This is a genomic window from Pectobacterium artocarpous (assembly GCF_046159765.1).
Taxonomy (GTDB): domain Bacteria; phylum Pseudomonadota; class Gammaproteobacteria; order Enterobacterales; family Enterobacteriaceae; genus Pectobacterium.
Genome location: NZ_JBJXVK010000006.1, coordinates 80,681 through 100,870, shown reverse-complemented (window position 1 = coordinate 100,870; position 20,190 = coordinate 80,681). Strand labels below are relative to the sequence as shown.

18 protein-coding genes are annotated in these 20,190 nt (G+C 53.1%); 7 read left to right on the top strand and 11 right to left on the bottom strand.

Annotated features, from left to right (window positions below; genetic code table 11):
* The first annotated feature begins 111 nt into the window (after positions 1 to 111).
* Both nadA and pnuC read left to right on the top strand, forming a co-directional pair.
* Complete coding sequence (gene nadA, locus ACKQAD_RS05535) at positions 112 to 1,173, top strand: quinolinate synthase NadA (protein WP_409159234.1); 1,062 nt, start codon at positions 112 to 114, stop codon at positions 1,171 to 1,173.
* Positions 1,174 to 1,282: 109 nt separating this feature from the next.
* Positions 1,283 to 2,008, top strand: a complete 726-nt coding sequence (pnuC, locus tag ACKQAD_RS05530; protein WP_409159233.1) for a nicotinamide riboside transporter PnuC — start codon at positions 1,283 to 1,285, stop codon at positions 2,006 to 2,008.
* Positions 2,009 to 2,015: 7 nt separating this feature from the next.
* Here pnuC and zitB read toward each other — a convergent pair whose 3' ends face one another.
* Positions 2,016 to 2,966 carry a CDF family zinc transporter ZitB gene (gene zitB, locus ACKQAD_RS05525; RefSeq protein WP_409159232.1) on the bottom strand — a complete coding sequence of 317 codons (951 nt, stop codon included), beginning with the start codon at positions 2,964 to 2,966 and terminating at the stop codon, positions 2,016 to 2,018.
* Positions 2,967 to 3,261: 295 nt separating this feature from the next.
* On the opposite strand from zitB, the gene aroG reads away from it, so the two are divergent.
* Positions 3,262 to 4,317, top strand: a complete 1,056-nt coding sequence (gene aroG / locus ACKQAD_RS05520; RefSeq protein WP_409159231.1) for a 3-deoxy-7-phosphoheptulonate synthase AroG — start codon at positions 3,262 to 3,264, stop codon at positions 4,315 to 4,317.
* 76 nt (positions 4,318 to 4,393) lie between these two features.
* On the opposite strand, the gene gpmA is transcribed toward aroG, so the two are convergent.
* The 10 genes from gpmA to modE form a co-directional block, all read right to left on the bottom strand.
* Positions 4,394 to 5,146, bottom strand: a complete 753-nt coding sequence (gene gpmA / locus ACKQAD_RS05515) for a 2,3-diphosphoglycerate-dependent phosphoglycerate mutase (protein ID WP_409159230.1) — start codon at positions 5,144 to 5,146, stop codon at positions 4,394 to 4,396.
* Positions 5,147 to 5,291: 145 nt separating this feature from the next.
* Positions 5,292 to 8,420, bottom strand: a complete 3,129-nt coding sequence (locus ACKQAD_RS05510) for an efflux RND transporter permease subunit (protein ID WP_409159229.1) — start codon at positions 8,418 to 8,420, stop codon at positions 5,292 to 5,294.
* Entirely contained in the window at positions 8,417 to 9,919 is a 1,503-nt protein-coding gene (locus ACKQAD_RS05505) for an efflux RND transporter periplasmic adaptor subunit (protein ID WP_409159228.1), read from the bottom strand. The genes ACKQAD_RS05510 and ACKQAD_RS05505 overlap by 4 nt, the downstream gene beginning before the upstream one ends.
* Positions 9,916 to 11,175, bottom strand: a complete 1,260-nt coding sequence (locus tag ACKQAD_RS05500; RefSeq protein ID WP_409159227.1) for a TolC family protein — start codon at positions 11,173 to 11,175, stop codon at positions 9,916 to 9,918. Before ACKQAD_RS05500 ends, ACKQAD_RS05505 begins: the two co-directional genes overlap by 4 nt.
* A gap of 12 nt (positions 11,176 to 11,187) precedes the next feature.
* A complete protein-coding gene (locus tag ACKQAD_RS05495; RefSeq protein WP_409159226.1) occupies positions 11,188 to 11,541 on the bottom strand; it encodes a copper-binding protein in 354 nt (117 codons plus the stop codon).
* Between the two features lie 74 nt (positions 11,542 to 11,615).
* Complete coding sequence (locus ACKQAD_RS05490; RefSeq protein WP_409159225.1) at positions 11,616 to 12,068, bottom strand: hypothetical protein; 453 nt, start codon at positions 12,066 to 12,068, stop codon at positions 11,616 to 11,618.
* 149 nt (positions 12,069 to 12,217) lie between these two features.
* Positions 12,218 to 13,264 carry a galactose-1-epimerase gene (galM, locus tag ACKQAD_RS05485; protein WP_409159224.1) on the bottom strand — a complete coding sequence of 349 codons (1,047 nt, stop codon included), beginning with the start codon at positions 13,262 to 13,264 and terminating at the stop codon, positions 12,218 to 12,220.
* A 125-nt stretch (positions 13,265 to 13,389) separates the two neighbouring features.
* Complete coding sequence (galE, locus tag ACKQAD_RS05480) at positions 13,390 to 14,409, bottom strand: UDP-glucose 4-epimerase GalE (RefSeq protein WP_409159223.1); 1,020 nt, start codon at positions 14,407 to 14,409, stop codon at positions 13,390 to 13,392.
* 198 nt (positions 14,410 to 14,607) lie between these two features.
* Complete coding sequence (gene modF / locus ACKQAD_RS05475; RefSeq protein WP_409159222.1) at positions 14,608 to 16,083, bottom strand: molybdate ABC transporter ATP-binding protein ModF; 1,476 nt, start codon at positions 16,081 to 16,083, stop codon at positions 14,608 to 14,610.
* 40 nt (positions 16,084 to 16,123) lie between these two features.
* Positions 16,124 to 16,915 (bottom strand): molybdenum-dependent transcriptional regulator, encoded by a 792-nt coding sequence (gene modE, locus ACKQAD_RS05470; protein WP_409159221.1) that lies wholly within the window; start codon positions 16,913 to 16,915, stop codon positions 16,124 to 16,126.
* A 320-nt stretch (positions 16,916 to 17,235) separates the two neighbouring features.
* Between modE and ACKQAD_RS05465 the strand changes: the two genes are divergently transcribed.
* The 4 genes from ACKQAD_RS05465 to modC all read left to right on the top strand — a co-directional run bounded on the left by ACKQAD_RS05465 (position 17,236) and on the right by modC (position 20,054).
* Entirely contained in the window at positions 17,236 to 17,391 is a 156-nt protein-coding gene (locus ACKQAD_RS05465; RefSeq protein ID WP_409159220.1) for an AcrZ family multidrug efflux pump-associated protein, read from the top strand.
* A 145-nt stretch (positions 17,392 to 17,536) separates the two neighbouring features.
* A complete protein-coding gene (modA, locus tag ACKQAD_RS05460) occupies positions 17,537 to 18,307 on the top strand; it encodes a molybdate ABC transporter substrate-binding protein (RefSeq protein WP_409159219.1) in 771 nt (256 codons plus the stop codon).
* Complete coding sequence (gene modB, locus ACKQAD_RS05455; RefSeq protein WP_409159218.1) at positions 18,307 to 18,996, top strand: molybdate ABC transporter permease subunit; 690 nt, start codon at positions 18,307 to 18,309, stop codon at positions 18,994 to 18,996. The genes modA and modB overlap by 1 nt, the downstream gene beginning before the upstream one ends.
* Positions 18,996 to 20,054, top strand: a complete 1,059-nt coding sequence (gene modC, locus ACKQAD_RS05450; RefSeq protein WP_409159217.1) for a molybdenum ABC transporter ATP-binding protein ModC — start codon at positions 18,996 to 18,998, stop codon at positions 20,052 to 20,054. The genes modB and modC overlap by 1 nt, the downstream gene beginning before the upstream one ends.
* Positions 20,055 to 20,190: the final 136 nt, after the last annotated feature.

The window sequence follows — 20,190 nt, the reverse complement described above, 5'->3', positions numbered from 1 at the left end:
CCGCGACTTTAGGCATGGTTTTCGGTATTTTGTTTAGGATAAAAAACTTCGATACTGATGATGAATCAGTATCAGGTGTTACAACCCGAGTTGTCATCGTGGAAATTCATAATGATCACCTTTTTTGATAGCAATGAAACCATTTATCCGTTTCCGCCGAAGCCGAAACCTTTATCGGCTGATGCGAAGCAGCACTATCGTAGCAGGATAAAAACGCTGTTGCGGGAAAGAAACGCCGTCATGGTCGCGCACTACTATACCGATCCTGAAATTCAGGCGTTGGCAGAAGAAACTGGCGGTTGCGTGGCGGATTCGCTGGAAATGGCGCGATTCGGCAGCACCCATTCGGCGTCGACGCTGTTGGTGGCGGGTGTCCGCTTCATGGGAGAAACCGCTAAGATACTCAATCCAGAAAAAATGATTCTGATGCCCACGTTGGAAGCCGAATGCTCGCTCGATCTCGGCTGTCCCGTCGATGAGTTCAGCCGTTTTTGCGATGCGCACCCAGACCGAACAGTAGTCGTTTATGCCAATACTTCCGCGGCGGTAAAAGCGCGTGCCGATTGGGTGGTCACGTCTAGTATCGCGGTGGAGTTGATCGAACATCTGGATAGCCTGGGAGAAAAGATTATCTGGGCACCGGATCGTCATCTGGGAAGCTATGTTCAAAAGCAGACTGGGGCGGATGTACTGTGCTGGCAGAGCGCGTGCATTGTGCATGACGAATTTAAAACGCAGGCGCTGAAGCGCATGAAGATTTTGTTCCCAGATGCGGCCATTTTGGTCCATCCAGAGTCACCGCAGAGCGTGGTGGAGATGGCTGATGCCGTTGGGTCGACCAGCCAGCTGATTCAGGCGGCGAAAACGTTGCCGCAGCGTGAACTGATTGTGGCGACCGACCGCGGCATTTTCTACAAAATGCAGCAGGCATGCCCAGAGAAAATGTTGCTGGAAGCGCCGACCGCAGGTGAAGGAGCCACCTGCCGCAGCTGTGCCCACTGCCCGTGGATGGCGATGAATGGGCTGGAAGCGATTGCTAACGGCCTTGAACAAGGCGGCAGTGCCCATGAGATTCATGTTGATGCAGCCCTACGAGAAGGTGCGTTAATCCCGCTGAATCGCATGCTGGAATTTGCGGCTTCACTAAAATTACATGTGAAAGGGAATGCCTGACGGCGATCCCAGGCATCTTGATATACTCCAAATAATTTGAATTGCATGCAGGCGACTCGAAGCATTACGGATATCGCGACTTCTTACAATAATTGAGACAGGGGGTGAGATGGATTTTTTTAGTACCAGCAATATGTTAATTCATATTCCTTTGGGGGAAGGGGGATACGATCTTTCCTGGATTGAGGCGATCGGCACGCTGTTTGGCCTGCTGTGTATTTGGTTCGCGAGTCAGGAAAAAACCATCAACTATTTATTTGGGTTGATTAACGTCACGCTGTTTGCCGTGATCTTTTTCCAGATTCAGCTTTACGCCAGCCTGTTGCTGCAAATCTTCTTCTTTGCCGCCAATATTTATGGCTGGTACGCCTGGACGCGTAAGACCGATTCGCAGGAAGTGGAGTTGCGCATTCGCTGGCTACCGCTACAGAAGCTGATTGGCTGGTCGGTAGCGTGTATTGCCGCGATTGGCTTGATGACGTTCTACATTGATGCAGTATTTGCTGTGCTGACGCGCATTGCTGTTTCCAGCATGCAGAGGCTGGGGTTGGTTGTACAGATGCCGACCCTCCAGCCGGATGCGTTCCCATTCTGGGATTCCACCATGATGGTGCTGTCGATCGTGGCGATGATCCTGATGACGCGTAAATACGTCGAAAATTGGCTGTTGTGGGTAGTGATTGATGTGATAAGCGTGGTGATTTTTGCTTATCAAGGCGTCTACGCGATGGCGGTAGAGTACGCGATCCTGACGCTGATCGCCCTGAACGGTTCCTGGCTATGGATTAAGAGCGCAAAGGAAAACCGCGCCAGCACGGTTTCACAGAGGGTATAATCCAAACTTAATGCTTGTGGTGGTGGCCTTCTGCGTCATGGTTTGCCGAATGATGGCGTCCCTGATGGTGAAAATCGCAGTGGTCATCATCACAGCGTCGATATTCCATCTGCACCGTTGCATGTCCAATCTGATAATTTTTCAGTAAATATGCCTGAATACGTCTTAACAACGCATCGTGATCGTGAGGCGGAACCACCTGTGCATGCAGCGTCATCATCGGTTTCTCGCCTACCTGCCATAAATGCACATGGTGAATGTTCCTGACTTCGGGAATATTCAGCGTCAGATCTTTCTGTAGAACCTCAACGCTAAGTTGGGTGGGCGTGCCTTCCAATAGCTCGTGAATGCTCTCTTTCAATAACGCCCAGGCGCTGCGCAGCACCAGGCACGACACCAGAACAGAGAGAACCGGGTCTATAGGCGTCCAGTTGGTATAAAGGATAATGACGGCCGCCATCATCGCGCCGACAGAACCGAGCAGATCGCCCAACACATGCAGGGCTGCCGCGCGGACGTTAATGTTTTTCTCTTCGCTGCCGTGGTGTAACAGCCAAAATGCCACGATGTTTGCCAGCAATCCGGCAACGGCGACAAGCAGCATGGGGATGCCCGCAACAGGCTGAGGCTCATAGAAGCGTTGGATGGCTTCCCAGAAGATGAAGGCCGTAATCAGTATCAGCGTTAGCGCATTTACAAATGCGGCGAGGGTCGTGAGCCGCAAATAGCCGAAGGTATGGCGCGCATCGGGCTTACGCTGTGCGAAACGCACAGCGACAAGTGCGACAAACAGTGCGGCGGCGTCTGTCAGCATATGACCTGCATCCGCAAGTAGGGCGAGGGAACCGGATAGCAGACCGCCAATGACTTCTGCCACCATAAACGTGGCGGTAATGATAAATGCGGCTAGCAGACGTTTACTGTTACCTGATTCCGTGTGGCTGTGGTTATGTGACATCGATCACCCTGAGTGGTGGTTTTGTTCCACTTTACTTAAACCGACAGTGAAAACCTACTCTGCGCTTCATCGGCCTGTCGATTGGGCTATTTTCTGGTGAAAATAAGATGGATAGGGCATCTGAAAGCATTTGATCGCGTAAATCCCGTTGATTTCAGCGTCCTGATAACACCAGCTTGACATATAATAATCAATCTTCAATATGAAACATCCCGTTTCTCAGGCTACCTGCATGGGTGGGATGGCGCGCATTGGATGGGGTTAACATACCGTTTCGGAACCGATGGATTTATTTATGAATTACCAAAATGATGATTTAAGAATTAAAGAGATTAATGAACTTTTGCCGCCGGTTGCTTTACTAGAAAAGTTTCCAGCTACGGAGAAGGCTGCGGAAACGGTATCGTTCGCGCGTACTGCCATCCACAAAATTCTTAATGGCAATGACGACCGCCTGCTGGTGGTGATTGGTCCTTGCTCGATCCACGACACGAAAGCAGCAAAAGAGTATGCCGCGCGTCTGCTGACGCTGCGTGATGAGCTGAGTGGCGATCTGGAAGTGGTTATGCGGGTTTATTTTGAAAAACCACGTACCACGATTGGCTGGAAAGGGCTAATCAATGATCCGCACATGGACAACAGCTTTCAGATCAATGACGGTTTGCGCATTGCACGTCAACTGCTGCTGGAAATTAACGATACCGGTTTACCGGCTGCGGGTGAATTTCTGGACATGATCACCCCGCAATACCTGGCGGATTTGATGAGCTGGGGTGCGATCGGTGCACGTACGACGGAATCTCAGGTACACCGTGAACTGGCCTCTGGCCTGTCATGCCCTGTCGGCTTTAAAAATGGCACTGACGGCACCATCAAGGTTGCGATTGACGCGATTAACGCCGCCAGTGCACCACACTGCTTCCTGTCTGTGACCAAATGGGGTCATTCGGCTATCGTGAACACCAGCGGCAACAACGATTGCCACATCATTTTGCGCGGCGGAAAAACGCCTAACTACAGCGCTGAACACGTTAAAGACGTGAAGGTTGGCTTGGAAAAAGCCGGTCTGACACCGCAGGTCATGATTGATTTCAGCCATGCAAACAGCAGCAAGCAGTTTAAGAAGCAGATGGATGTTTGTACTGATGTTTGCGGGCAGATCGCTCAGGGCGAAAAAGCGATTATGGGCGTGATGGTGGAAAGTCACCTAGTTGAAGGTAATCAGAGTCTGGAAAGTGGTGAGCCGCTGGTTTATGGCCGTAGCGTGACCGATGCCTGTATTGGCTGGGAAGACACGGAATCCCTACTGCGTCAGTTAGCGTCTGCCGTACGAGAACGCCGTAGCAAGTAATACCGAATGGCGTGCTAGCAGGCTCGCCATGAAAAAAACCCGGGCACAGACCGGGTTTTTTTCATTCAACGGTAAATTACTTCGCTTTACCTTGATTCGCTACTGCGGCCGCTTTTGCAGCGATTTCATCTGCGTTGCCTAGGTAGTAACGTTTAATTGGTTTGAAGTTCTCGTCGAACTCATATACCAACGGCACGCCAGTCGGGATATTCAGTTCCAGAATTTCGTCCTCGCCCATGTTGTCCAGGTATTTCACCAGAGCACGCAGTGAGTTACCGTGAGCCGCGATGATCACGCGCTCGCCGCTCTTGATGCGTGGCAGGATGGTTTCATTCCAGTAAGGCACAACACGCTCGATGGTCAGCGCCAGGCTTTCAGTCAGCGGCAGCTCTTTGTCGCTAAGAGAAGCGTAACGCGGATCGTGGCCCGGGAAACGCTCGTCATCACGCGTCAACTCTGGAGGCGTAATCGCAAAACCACGGCGCCATTGTTTAACCTGCTCGTCACCGTATTTTTCAGCCGTTTCGGCTTTGTTCAGACCCTGCAATGCACCGTAGTGGCGCTCATTCAGTTTCCAGGATTTTTCCACTGGCAACCAGGCTTGATCCAGCTCGTCCAGTACGTTCCACAGTGTATGAATGGCACGTTTCAGCACGGAGGTATACGCGAAATCAAAGGTAAAACCTTCGTCTTTCAGCAACTGACCTGCGGCTTTGGCTTCTGAACGGCCTTTGTCGGACAGATCGACATCGTACCAGCCTGTGAAGCGGTTTTCGTTGTTCCACTGGCTCTCACCGTGTCTTACCAGTACCAGCTTAGTTACAGCCATAGCTAAACTCCTTCCTATCCTAAGATTTCTGTGATAACTGATTTCATTATAGGGGCTGAGAACGGTTATCGGCAATCGATAGTCGATGGCAAGCGTGATTTATCCGCAGGTTATTTGCGTAAAATCACGCTATGGCTTTACCGTTTCAGCAAACCGGTTTCCCCTTATGTAACAACAGATAAACCGCAGGGATCACCAGCATTGACAGTAGGGGCGCGCTTACCATACCGCCTATCATCGGCGCGGCGATCCGCTGCATGATCTCAGACCCGCTGCCTCCGGCCCACATAATGGGGAGTAACCCAGCCATAATCGTCGCTACGGTCATCATTTTTGGCCGTACGCGCAGAACGGCTCCTTCGTGGATGGCATCCATTAACTGCTGGCGTGACAGCGCCTGGCCCGCCACGCGGTGTTTCTCCACCGCATGATTGAGATAGAGCAGCATAATGACACCAAACTCCGCCGAGACGCCCGCCAATGCAATAAAGCCCACAGCACCGGCTACAGAAAGATTATAGCCAAGGAAATAGAGTAGCCAGACGCCGCCAATCAGTGCGAAGGGGAGCGTTGCCATAATCAGCAAGGCATCTTTGATGCGGTTGAAGGTGACATACAGCAGCACAAAAATGATCAGCAGCGTAAAAGGGATTACGACTTTCATTTTCTCCGTGGCGCGTTCCAGATATTCAAACTGACCGGACCAACTGAGTGAAATCCCTTCCGGTAGCGTGACCAACTGGGCGACGGCCTGCTGCATGTCTTCAACGGCGGATTTCAGGTCACGGCCGCGTAGATCGACATAAATCCAGTCTGACAGACGACTGTTCTCGCTTTTCAGCATAGGGGGCCCTTCGCTGACGCGAATATCAGCCAGCTCCGCCAGCGTCACTCTGCTACCGTTTGCCGTCACGATGGGCAGGTCGCGCAATTTTTGGAGCGAATCGCGCAATTCTCGTGGGTAGCGGATATTGATGGGGTAACGTTGGCGACCTTCAATGGTTTCGCCGATGTTCTGCCCGCCGATGAGCGTCGCGACGACCGACTGAAGTTCCTCAACGGAGACACCGTAGCGCGCAGCGCGTTGGCGGTCTATATCAATATCGATATAGCGTCCTCCTGCTAATCGTTCTGCCAGCGCAGACGTCACGCCAGGCACCTGTTTTACCACCTGCTCGATTTGCTCGGCGGTACGCTCGATGTCTGCCAGATTGTTGCCGTTAACCTTAATACCAACCGGACTTTTGATGCCGGTAGCCAGCATGTCCAGCCGGTTGCGAATCGGTGGCACCCATACGTTGGCGATGCCCGGCAGACTGACGGTGCGATCCAATTCCGCAACCAGTTTGTCCATAGTCATACCCTCACGCCACTGGTCGTGCGGTTTCAGCCGAATTGTACTTTCCAGCATAGTAAGCGGAGCAGGGTCAGTTGCCGTTTCGGCACGGCCAGCTTTACCGAAAACCGATTCAACTTCGGGCACGGTTTTAATCAGCCGGTCTGTTTGTTGCAACAACCGACCCGCTTCACGCGCAGAAATGCCGGGCAGGGTGGAAGGCATATACAGCAGGTCGCCTTCATCCAGCGGTGGCATAAATTCGCTTCCCAGACGGCTGAGCGGAAAGAGCGTTAGCAGTAACAGCAGGCCGGAGACCAGCAGTGTGGTCTTTGGGTAGCTCAACACTTTTTGCAGCACCGGATGATAGAGTGTAATCAGCCAACGGTTAATCGGATTTGCCTGTTCGTCCGGTATCTTACCGCGCACGAAATACCCCATTAATACCGGAACCAGCGTAATCCCTAATCCGGCGGCAACGGCCATGGCGTAGGTTTTGGTAAAAGCCAGCGGTGAAAACATGCGGCCTTCCTGTGCCTCCAGTGAGAACACCGGTACAAACGACAGCGTAATGATCAGCAGGCTGCAAAACAGCGCGGGACCGACTTCCACCGCCGCCCGTTCGGCTAACTGCCACCACTCGTTGTTCTGCGGCTGCTTGCCGGGGTTTTCATGCCGCCACTGCTCAATGACTTTATGCATGTTTTCTATCATCACAATCGCGGCATCCACCATGGCGCCGATGGCAATCGCGATTCCGCCCAGCGACATGATATTCGCATTTACGCCCTGATAGCGCATGATGATAAATGCCCCTAAAATCCCCAGCGGTAGGCTGATAATCGCTACCAGCGCCGAGCGGAAGTGGAACAGGAACAGTGCGCAGATGACGGCGACAACGGCAAACTCTTCCAGCAGCTTAAAGCTGAGCGTGTCGATAGCGTGTTCTATCAACTGCGAACGATCGTAGGTCGGGACGATCTCAACGCCCGCTGGCAGGCTTTTTTGTATCTCCTGTAACCGTGCTTTGACAGCATGCAGCGTATTCAGCGCATTTTTACCATAGCGCAGGACGATAATGCCGCCCGCCACTTCGCCTTCGCCATTCAGTTCGGCGATGCCGCGTCGCATCTCCGGCCCTTCTCTGAGCGTAGCCACATCCTGTAACAGCACAGGAATGCCGTTGCGGGTGGTAATCACCACGTGGTTAAAGTCTTGCACGGTTTTCAGGTAGCCGGTAGTGCGTACCATATACTCCGCTTCACCCAGCTCCAGTACGGAGCCGCCATTTTCCTGATTGGCTGCCTGCACGGCACTCACGATCTGCCGGTGGGTGATGCCCTGTGTCCGCATACGTTCTGGATCGACGATGATCTGATACTGTTTGACCATACCGCCCACACTGGCGACTTCTGCCACATCAGGAACCGTTTTCAGCTCATATTTCAACAGCCAATCCTGAAATCCGCGCAGGTCGGCCAAGCTGTATTTGCCGCTACGATCGACCAGCGCGTATTCGTAGATCCAGCCTACGCCAGTGGCATCTGGACCCAGCGAGGTTTTGGCCTCGGCGGGCAGGCTGGATTGCACCTGACTGAGGTACTCCAGCACGCGGGAGCGCGCCCAGTAAGGATCGGTTCCGTCCTCAAACAGCACGTAGACGTAGGCATCGCCGAACATGGAAAAGCCCCGAACTGTCTTGGCATCCGGCACGGAAAGCATGGTGGTGGTGAGCGGATAGGTCACCTGATTTTCCACCACCTGTGGCGCTTTCCCCGGATAGCTGACGCGAATGATGACCTGCACGTCAGACAGATCGGGGAGAGCATCCAGCGGCGTTTTTTGCAGGGAAAGCAGACCCCAGGCCGCCATGAATAGCGCCGCCAGTAAAACCAGAAGACGATTGTTGAGCGACCAGCGAATCACGTAGGCAATCATGGATGGACTCCATGTCCGGCATGCGGATCGTCAGTGGTGGAAAAATGCAGAACGTGTATCCCGCTGTCGTCCATGTTGAACTGGAAACGCACGGTGCTGCCGAGCCCCACGCCCTGAGGCAGCCCTGACGCTGGCAGCGTGAAGTCCATCGTCATCGGTGACCAGTTGAGCGCCGGAACGGCTTCATGCTCGATGGTGACCTGATTGCCGTTTATTGCCCTGATAACTCCCTGTGTTTGATAGCCAACCGAGGTAGCTGGCGTTGCTGGGTTTGCTGATGTCTCTGCATCAAACTGCGGTAAGGCGCTGCGCAGGCTGGCTTCGGAATCAATCAGGAATTGGCCGGAGGTGACTACGCTGTCACCAGCCTTCAGGCCCTCGATTATTTCGACCCAGTCCCCCAGCGACGCACCCACAGTGACGTTGCGCGGGGTGAAATGGCCATTGCCATCGCTCAGCAAGACCCGATTTTGGCTACCACTGACCAATAGCGCTTCCTGTGGGATCGCCAGACGCGGCTGTGCCTGAACGTGAGAAAGCTGTACGGTGAGGTACATGCCAGGTTTTAGCTGCTGTTGCGGGTTGTCGAGTACAACGCGCGCTTTTAACGTGCGCGTGGTGCTATCCAGCACGGGCAGCAGTTCGCTGATTTTGCCGTGGAAGGTTTTTCCCGGCCAGGCATTGCTGGCGGCGCTGATGTCATTACCAATAGTGAGTTGAGCCGCCTGCGATTCGGGATAATCGACATCGATCCAAACTGGATTCAGACTGGCAAGCTCAAATAATGGCTGAGCAGGGCTTAACTGCATGCCTTGCCGTACTTCAAGCTTATTCACGTAGCCGTCTTCCGGTGCAGTAATGACAATCCTATCCTGCGGCTTGCCGCTACGCTCGACCTGACGAATCACCGTTTCCGGCATGAAGAGCAGCGACAGCCGCTGTCGGGCCGATTGGCTGAGGACATCGTCGCCCAACTGCCGTACCGCCAGATATTCGCGCTGCGCTGCCGCCCAGGTCGGGTTCCACAATGTGGCCAGCGTTTCGCCTTTCTTCACCTGCTGTTGCAGCGCGTTAACCGTGAGTTTTTCGACGATGCCGCCACTGGGCGCGACCAGCGTGTGCAATCCACGCTCATTGATCGCAACGGTGCCGTAACCCGTGCTACGATCGGCAAGTTCGCGCATTTCCGCGCGTGCGGTGCGAACGCCGAGGTTTTGCTGCTGACGGGCGCTGACGGTAATACCACTATCATCCTGTACTTCATCGGCGTAGCGGGGCACCAGTTCCATATCCATAAAGGGGGACTTCCCCGGCTTGTCGAAACGTTTATCCGGTACCATTGAGTCGTACCAATAGAGGACGGTACGTTCTGGCTCAGCGGTAGCGGGGATGTGGGATGTTTGCTGTTGACCCACCAGATAGCCCACGCCGCCTGCACTGAGAATAGCCAGCGTCACCAGACTAAACATGAGTGATTTTTTCATTACGGTTTTGCTCATCGCGTAGGGCTTCCTTGTGGTGTCAGATAGCGGATGGCGGCCCAATATTGCGCCATCTCCTGGGCGGTATCCTGAACCGCGATCCGGCTTTCAAGCAGTGCCCGGCGGGCATCCAGTACGGCAGCGAGATTACTGCTGCCGGATTGATACTGAGCCTGAATCAGTTTGATGCGCTGCTGTTGTAGCGGGAGAACGTCGTTGCTCTGACGCTGCCAGCGTGACTGTGCGGCGTGATATTGGGCAATCAGCGTATCGAGCTGCGCCTGATGTTCTCGTTCGGTGAGCAAGACTTTGTCGCGTGCCTCCATACTGCGCGAGACGTCTGCGGCGTAGTCCTTGTCCTGACGTTTGGATGTGAACAGCGGCAGATCGACCGTCACCATCATGCCTGCCATGTCGTCGTAACCGTCACCACGTTTTGCGTAATAGACTTCAACATCGACATTAGGGATGGCGGCAACCGCTGATTGTGCGGAGCGAGCCTGAGCCAGTTCGGCTTCACGTTGCGCCTGTTGCATTTCCGGGTGCTGGTGAATGGTGCTGCTCAGCACCTCTGGTGAAGCTGGCAGTCGTTCAAAGCGGGGCAGTTCGCCTTGCACGTTAATTGCCGTCATGCCGGTAAGCTGCACTAGTCGGGCGTGCGCGATCTGATTATCTCGTTCGGCGTCGGCCAGCTTGTCCTGCATGGTTGCCAGCGTCAGACGAGCATCCAGTACGCTACTGGTTTCACCGCCTGCCGCCACATTCGCTTTTTGTGACGTAATCTGCCGCTGGCTTTCGTTGACCAGCGCAGCGACGTCGGCCAATGCTCTCTGTGAGAGCGCCAGCTCCAGCCATGCCTGTGCCGTTTCCCGTTGCAGGCGAGCGCGGATACTTTCGCTATTACTTTGCAGCGCGTCGGCTTCGACCCGAATAGCCTGCGCTTTACTATCGCGCTTACGACTACTGACATAGGTTTGCATGACGCCGATACGCTGCATCGTCATCCCTTCCCGTGTGAGTCGGCTACCGTTGTTACCGCCCAATGGCAAATTTTCGACGCCAAATTTCAATTTGGGATCGGGAAGTTGTGTGGCGGAGTCGGCCATGTTCTGTAGCGCGTTAATCTGGTGTTGATTGGCCGACAGATCGGCGGAATAACGTTCCGCTGCCTGTAAAGCCTGTTCAAGACTCAGATCTGCCGCAAATACGACGGCAGGCAGCCACAGCAACATCGCCAGACACGCAGGCGTGGCGTCGTGTTTGGATAAGTTCATGATGTGCTCCGGTTAAGGCTGCTGTGGCGTAATCGCGGTCAGAATGTAGCCGCTGTCGTTCTGGATAAAGCTGAACGAAACGGACGTGTTGATGGGTAACGGCGCTATTTTTCCCTCTGATGGCAGCGTGAAGGCCATCGTCATAGCCGGCCATTTTAGGTCGGCAATGGGGGCGTGAGAGAGCGTCACGCTGTCGGCGTTCCACTGTTTAACCATCCCGGTGCTCTGATAAACAACGGGAGTGGCCGCAGGAGGTGTGGTATGCATCATCGCGTGATGCTGGTGGTCGTTTGCCCACGTGGGAAAAGTAACGGAAGAAACAGCAAAAACCAGGCCGCTGAGCAGAGTCATATAAGTGATACGCATAAAATAATCCCAATAAAAATAATTGATAAACAAGGTGTTGCGCTCGCTGGCGCAGAGGTTATCAATCGCTTGGGTTATTCTCTGAATCGACAGAAGCGGATCTCAGCCGGAGGGCCAACTGCGGGAGGAGAGAGCCAGGCATCGCATGCCTGATTAAGCGGGACAGGGTTATCCGCTAAAACCAGTTCACCGCTGACCGGCAGTGCGAGTAATGCCAGCGAACCGTTATCCTGCTTAACGCTATCCGGTACGCAGTGCTTTTCGCACAGTGGCGTTTGCTGGTTGGCTGTGTAAGACGCTTCAGCCGTATGCTGAGCGTGAGACGATAATGGCTGAACGTCAGCCTGTTGCAGATGTGCCTGATGCTGAATAGTGGGGGATGTCTGGCTGAGCGTCATATCGCATTGATGACCTGCGATAGCCAGTTGCGCATTCAGGAAAAGCCAACACAGCGCCAATAGCCATCCCCACCTGCCTTTATGGCGCAGATGATGAATGAGTAATGGAGACCGTGATGATGCGGACATGGCAATTCCTTTTTGAATGTCGTAGGAGTGTAAGCGTCTAAACTGGAGAGGGGCAAGCGGGGAATGGCATAGTTTTGTAAAGTCGTGTAGTAAATTGGCAGATATCTCTGCCAATGTTATCAACGAGTTAATTGTGTTTTGCTGTTCGGTTACTGTACGAGAAACTGGTACGTGGTATCCGAACGGTAGACTTTTCCCGGCTTTAGCCAGCAGTCGGGTTGCGGCCAGTCTGGGTGATTCGGACTGTCTGGCAGGAATTCGCTTTCCAGCGCGACGCCGACATAGTTTTCATACTGACCACCGTCCCGCGAAGGTGTTCCGGCCAGAAAGTTGCCGCTGTAGAGCTGCAAGGCGGGGGCGCTGGTGAAGACGCTCATCAGCACGCGGCCATCTGACGACCACAAATTGGCGGCCGGACTCTCACTGGAACCGCAGGTGCGATGCAGTAAGTAAGCGTGATCGTAACCACCGACGGCCATTTGATCGCTGTCGCGCAGGAAATCCTCTTCGAGCGTTTTTGGCTGGCGGAAATCCATTCCGGTCCCGTTTACCGGTGTCAGGTCAGCATTGGGAATCCCTGAACTATTGACCGGTAAATAATAGTCGGCAAACAGCTGTAATTGGTGTTTACGTACGTCAGTCAGATCGCCATCAAGGTTAAAGTAGGCGTGGTTAGTCAGGCAGACGGGGCAGGCTTTTTCCACGGTCGCCTGATATGAAATTTCCAGCGAATTATATTCAGTCAGCGCATAGGTCACCTGCACGTTGAGGTGCCCTGGATACCCCTGATCGCCATCTGGTGAATGTAACTGGTAAGTGACCTGTGTCGCGCTCTGACTGACGATTCGCCAGCGGCGGGCATGAAAGCCTTCCGGGCCACCGTGCAACTGATGTTCGTTCTGATTCGGAACCAGATGAAAGGTTTCGGTCTCTCGACTGAATGTGGCTTTGGCTATCCGGTTGGCATAGCGGCCAATCGACGCACCGAGATAAGCGCTTTGCTGCGGATATTGCTCGGGTGAGGCACAGCCCAAGAGAACCTCTCGTACTTCACCTTCTGGTAGCGGGAGCTCACAGGAAAGCCAGGTTGCCCCCCAGTCCATCAGGCATACGCGCATGCCTGCCTGATTCTGCAAAGTTGTTAATTGAAACGGCTGGCCATCTGGTGCCAGCGAATTAAGACTTTCATTCAACATGACTTGCTCCTGTAGAGGCTCGACAAGATAGAAGGGGCTTGCCGATACATGCAGTATAGGGGGAAAGCAGCAGAAGCCAGCTCTGCTACGCTTCCCACTCTGTCACTCGACGTGAAAAAACGCCGTTACGCTTCTTCATACCCGTTAGGGTGGTTGGATTGCCAGTGCCAGGTGTCCTGCGCCATTTCTTGCAATGAGCGTGTGACTTTCCAGTTAAGATCCTTTTCTGCACGTTCGGCATTTGCCCAATAAGCAGGCAGATCTCCCTGGCGACGCGGGGCAAAATGGTAAGGCAGTGGCTTACCACAGGCCTGACTAAAGGCTTCAACGACCTGCAATACACTGTAGCCTATACCCGCGCCCAGATTGTAAATGTGCACGCCAGCACGATTTTGCAGGGTGTTCATGGCGGCGATATGACCGTCAGCCAAATCGACAACGTGGATATAATCTCGTACGCCCGTGCCGTCAACGGTAGGGTAGTCATTACCGAAGATCGCCAGCGAATCGCGACGCCCAACTGCAACCTGAGCGATGTAAGGCATCAGGTTATTGGGCACACCCTGCGGATCTTCGCCCATCTCGCCCGATGGATGTGCGCCAACCGGGTTGAAATAACGCAATAGCGTAATACTCCATTCTGGTTCCGCATGCTGTAAGTCTTGCAGAATTTGCTCCACCATCAGCTTGCTACGGCCATAGGGGCTGGCAGGGTGTCCGGTCGGGAAACTTTCCTGATAGGGCGTGTGTGGCTGATCGCCATAAACAGTAGCGGAAGAGCTAAAAATCAGATTTTTCACGCCTGCTTTCTTCATCGCCTCAGTCAGCACCAGCGTACCGTAGACGTTATTATCATAGTAACTCAGCGGTTCACGCACTGATTCCCCGACGGCTTTCAAGCCAGCAAAGTGGATGACGGAATCAATAGCGTGTTTAGCGAAAATCTCGTCCAGCAATGTGCTGTCGCGGATATCTCCCTGATAAAAAACAGGCGTTTTGTTGGTTAACCGTGTAATGGTTTTAACGACGCTAGCTTTGCTATTGCACAAGTTATCGAGAATGACGGGATTATGCCCGGCAGCCAGCAATTGTACGCAAGTATGACTTCCTATGTAACCGCTACCACCTGTAACAAGAACGTTCATAATGACCCCTATTATGGTAATGCTGCAAAATAACATGGCTAGACGCTGAAAAAGGTGATCTACAGCGAGAATCTGCCTCTGTTATCGATGATTTTTGTACGAAGAAACTTAATGAAGCGTAGACTACAGTGTAAATTAACCTAGACTCCTTCCCTACATTTTATTTTGTGGTAGCGTTATCATTTCTGTTTTTAGGTATCATTTATATAACCCATCAATCTGGTAACGATAGATGTCGTTGTGCGGGATGAAAGTGAGCCGGTGTGTGATGCACTCTGGCGCGTCTTCCGCGTGGTGAGAGACGAAGAGGAGCTGCGTTTCGCCCTCGCCAATCAGGATATCCAGCCAGCGGCGTACCAGTTGGCGATTGAGTGGATCAAGCCCCTGTAGCGGTTCATCAAGAATGAGCAGGGCGGGGTGTTTGACTAACGCACGTGCAATCAGTGTAAGACGCTGCTGACCCCAGGAGAGTGACTGAAATGGGGCATCGGCGATTGCGCCATTAAGCCCCAGCAGGGTGAGCCACTGTTCGGTCAGATGGCGTTGACGGTCGGACACCGCCTGATAAATACCGATGGAATCAAAGAAGCCGGACAGGATCACGTTACGCACGCTGGTGCTGACGCGATAATCTAGATGGAAGCTGCTGCTGACGTAGCCGATGTGGCGTTTGATATCCCATATGGTTTCCCCGCTGCCGCGCCTACGGCCAAACAGCGTAAGGTCGTTACTATAGCCTTGCGGATGGTCTCCGGTAATCAAACTCAACAGCGTCGATTTTCCTGCGCCATTGGGGCCGACAATCTGCCAATGCTGTCCGGGCAGCACTTCCCATGTCAATGCATGCAGAATGGGGCGATCGTTGTATTGCACCACACCGTTACGCAACTGAATGCGCGCCTCGTCGGCGGGAAGTGTTATATAACGTTGCGGATCTTCGGGTTCTGGCAGCGAGCTCCCCGACAGTTTTTCGCTAAAAGCAAGTTGAGCCACCAGCGCTTCTGAGAGGATCGTTTTACGTTCGCCGAGGCGGGTCAGCGTACAGTCTGCCAGCACACCAACATGGTTGATAAAGTTAGGGATATCGTCAAAGCGATTCAGAATTAGCACCAGTGTATAACCCATGCCTGCCAGTTTCCGCAACTCATCGGCAAGCTGCTGGCGAGAGGCAACGTCCAGCCCATCAAAAGGCTCATCGAGAATCAGCAGGTCGGGCTGAGACATCAGTGCCTGACACAGCATCGCCTTACGGGTCTCCCCTGTAGAGAGGTACTTGAAACGACGCTCCAGCAAACGTGCAATACCAAACTGGTGTGCCAACTGTTGGCAACGCGCAGGGTCGTTGAGGCTATCCTGAATCACTTCCGCCGTGGTGCGGCCAGTGTCATCTTCCCCCTCGCCCAGCAGATCGGTGTTATTGCGCTGCCACTCGTCGGAAACCAGTTTTTGTAATTGTTCAAACGATAGACGAACAGGGCGTTGAAATTCCGTTGTTCGCTCACCACGCAATAGCGGCAGTTCGCCGGATAGCGACCGCGCCAGTGCAGATTTACCACTTCCGTTGGCTCCGACAAAGGCCCAGCACTGGTTTTTTTCGAGCGTCAGTTCGTCCAGACGCAACATGCGGGTGTCGCTAAGACGAAACAATCCCTGAGTGATTTTTAACAATGACATCTTTTATCCTTCGTCAGATGGCGATAGCGCTAAAGCGGCATTAACAAAGCGTGGCGATAATGACCCGGTCGGCATTGAAGCAGGCCTTCACATCCATTCCCTGTTGCAGCTTTTGCTGCTCAAGCAAGGCATTCGGCACCATGGCACACAGGGTTTCCCCCCCGGTTAGCGTAATCAGAATTTCGCTGTTTTCTACACCGTGCTGGATTGCCTGAATTTGCCCAGGCAAGACGTTATCAGCGGCAGGCGCGGCGGATGTAGCGGCGTACACGTCGATCCACGGCGCTTTAATCAGTGCCAGCACCTCTTTTCCTTTCTGTAATTGCAGGCGCTCGGCGCTTTGTTGCGTAATCAGTGCGTTAATCGTTGTTTTACCATCGGCGAGTAAAATATCCAGATGTTGTTGCACCTGTTCTTCAGCACGTGCGAGCACGGTTCCAAAAAACTGGTTACGGGCGCTGGTTTGCAGTGAGAAACGCGCAATGGCTGCTAGCAGACTATCCAGCGGCAGTCCATCTTCCTGCAAGACATCGAAGGCTTTTTGCTGGATCTGCGCGAGCAAATCGTACAGTTGGAGAAGGCGTTCGCCGTAGCGGGTAAGCTCTGCGCCGCCGCCGCCTTTGCCGCCGGTCATACGCTCAACAATGGTCTGTTCGGCTAACTGGTTCATCTCATTGATGGCATCCCATGCGCTTTTATAGCTAATCCCCGCCAGCTTGGCTCCCTGACTGATTGAGCCGGTATGACGAATTTGCTTGAGCAGTTCAATACGCCGCGGATCGGCGAATAAACGCTGTTGGAGTTTCAGGGTGAGAAGAATTTCAGCCTGCATAATGAGGGCACCGTCGGTGAGTTTAATTCCCTGTATTGTCGCTATTTTCTTCATTACGGGCAAATCGCACAAATAGACGCACTATTTTCTATTACTACGGTAGACTACATGGAGATAATGACGATCTCGGTTTACAGTGAAATAGCACATTGTACCCTGGATAATTCGGGTTGCGTGAAGGCGGTAACCGCGCGAATCCCCAGGAGCTTACACAAATAAGTGATTGGGGTGAGTAAGGGCACCAACGCACAAGCAGCTTGAAGTATGACGGATATAGACGGGCTAGAGTAGCGGTAACCGTTGCAATAAGTGAGGTAAGCATGTTGGAGTTGTTGAAGAGCCTGCTGTTTGCAGTTGCCATGGTTCCTGTGATGATGGTGGTGATCATGGGCGCGATTTATTGTCTGGGCGAAGTGTTTAACGTGTTGTCCCGCATCGGTCATTCCAACGGCCAGCGCGCAAAGAATCAGCACTGATTCACGATTCTTTTCTATTTTGATGTCCGGTTTCTTGCCGGACATTTCTTTATCTACCCCTATATCTACCTCTTTAAAGCGCATGACACTGCTTTATGATTCGTTATATTATTATTTACACAACGATAATTGTCAGGAGACAAGAATGAAGCAGCAATGGTTAAAATGGTTTGCCGCACTGACGCTCAGTGCAGGAATGGCGCTGCCTGCGGCGGCAGAAGATAAAGTTACGGTGTTCGCCGCGGCATCACTGACCAATGCGTTGCAGGACATTGCTACGCAATATCAGAAAGAGAAAAACGTTGCCGTTGTAGCGTCTTACGCATCATCTTCAACGCTGGCGCGCCAGATTGAACAAGGTGCGCCTGCCGATCTGTTCATTTCTGCTGATCAACAGTGGATGGATTACGCGCAGGATAAAAACCTGATGGATACCACCACGCGCCACACGCTGCTGGGCAATGAGCTGGTGGTGATTGTGCCGAAGGCCAGCGCGCAGAAAGATATCAACATTGATGATAAAACCGACTGGAAAAGCCTGCTGAAAGGCGGCCGCCTGGCCGTTGGCGACCCGGATCATGTGCCAGCCGGAATTTACGCTAAAGAAGCGTTACAGAATCTGAAAGCCTGGGATGAACTCTCCCCGTTGATGGCTCGGGCTAACAACGTGCGTGCCGCGATGGCGCTGGTGGAACGTGAAGAAGCGCCGCTGGGTATCGTTTATGGTTCTGACGCGGTTGCCAGCGACAAAGTTAAGGTTGTCGGTACGTTCCCTGTCACGAGCCATAAGCCTGTCGAATATCCGATGGCGATAGTAAAAGAACATAAAAACCCAGCAGTTACCGGATTTTATGACTACCTGAAAACGCCGGAAGCGGCGGTCGTATTTAAACGTTATGGTTTTGCGCCGCGTTAATGATGCTGAGTGATTACGAATGGCAGGCGGTTGAGCTGAGCCTCAAAGTTTCCGTTGTGGCTGTGGCATGCAGCTTGCCGTTTGGGATATTGATGGCGTGGATTTTGGTGCGCTGTCGGTTCCCCGGCAAATCGCTGTTAGATAGCATTATCCATTTACCACTGGTGTTGCCGCCAGTGGTCATTGGTTATCTGCTGCTGGTGGTGATGGGAAGACGCGGCGTAATCGGTTCCTGGCTCTATGACTGGCTCGGCTTCAGCTTTAGTTTTAGCTGGCGCGGTGCCGCATTAGCATCGGCGATTGTCGCGTTCCCGCTGATGGTTCGAGCGATTCGACTGTCACTGGATGCTGTCGATAAGCATCTGGAGCAGGCTGCCCGAACACTGGGTGCCACACCCTGGCGTGTGTTTTTTACCATCACGCTACCTCTCTCTTTTCCTGGGATTGTTGTTGGAACCGTATTGGCGTTTGCCCGTTCGCTTGGCGAATTTGGCGCGACCATTACGTTTGTTTCTAATATTCCTGGCGAAACCCGCACCATTCCACTGGCGATGTATACCCTGATTGAAACGCCCGGCGCAGAGGCTGATGCGGCAAGGCTGTGTATTATTGCCATCGTCTTGTCGCTGGCGGCGCTGTTAGCATCGGAATGGCTAACAAACTGGAGCCGCAAGCGGTTGGGGGGATAATGCTGCAACTCGATTTTCATCAACAGCTAGGTAGCCTCGAACTTCGCGTTCAGTCTGAACTGCCTGCGAAGGGGATTACCGCTATTTTCGGCGTATCTGGGGCAGGGAAAACCTCTCTGATCAACGCTGTTGTTGGCCTGACCCGGCCAGATGGCGGGCGGATTGTGCTCAATAATCATGTGCTGGTGGATACGCAGCAACGTATTTTTCTTCCGCCAGAAAAGCGGCGAATCGGCTATGTGTTTCAGGATGCTCGCCTGTTCCCGCACTATCGCGTGCGCGGCAATCTACGCTACGGTATGGCTGAAACAATGGCATCGCAGTTCGATGATATCGTCAGCTTACTGGGTATCGAGCCGCTGCTGAATCGCTATCCACGGACGCTGTCCGGTGGAGAGAAACAGCGTGTCGCGATTGGTCGGGCATTGCTGACCGCACCGGAATTGCTGCTCATGGATGAACCGCTGGCGTCGCTGGATTTACCCAGAAAGCGCGAGCTGTTGCCATATTTGGAACGTCTGGCGAAAGAAGTCAATATTCCTATCCTGTATGTCAGCCACAGTCTGGAAGAGATTGTTCGGTTAGCCGATCGTGTCGTGGTGCTCGATAAAGGCAAAGTGAAAGCGCAGGGGCTATTGGAAGAGGTGTGGGCTAGCAGCACGCTACGTCCGTGGTTACCAAAAGAAGAACAGAGCACGATTCTGAGCGCGCGTGTGTTGGCTCAGCATGAGCATTACGCGATGACGGCGCTGGCATTAGGTGACCAGCAGGTGTGGGTTGGAAAAGTCGAACTTCCTCAAGATGCCACATTGCGCATTCGCGTGAATGCCGCCGATGTTTCTCTGGTATTACAGCCGCCAGAAAAAAGCAGTATCCGTAATGTGCTGTGTGCCAGCGTGGTGGAGTGCATTGATGCCGATGGACAGGTTGAAGTGAAACTGGCGGTTGGTCAGCAGACGTTATGGTCCCGGATTACACTGTGGGCACGTGACGATCTCGCGCTTCATCCGGGGCAAATTCTCTATGCGCAGATTAAGAGCGTGTCGATTACGGCGTAATGGACATCAATGCAGTTTTTCTTGTTGCAGTGAGTCAACCGATAATAAAGCAGTGCCTTCTCGCACTAGACTGTGGTTTATGAACGCAGGCTGTCAGGTTCGATTCATCATCGCTGTGTACTGTGGTGATGAATCG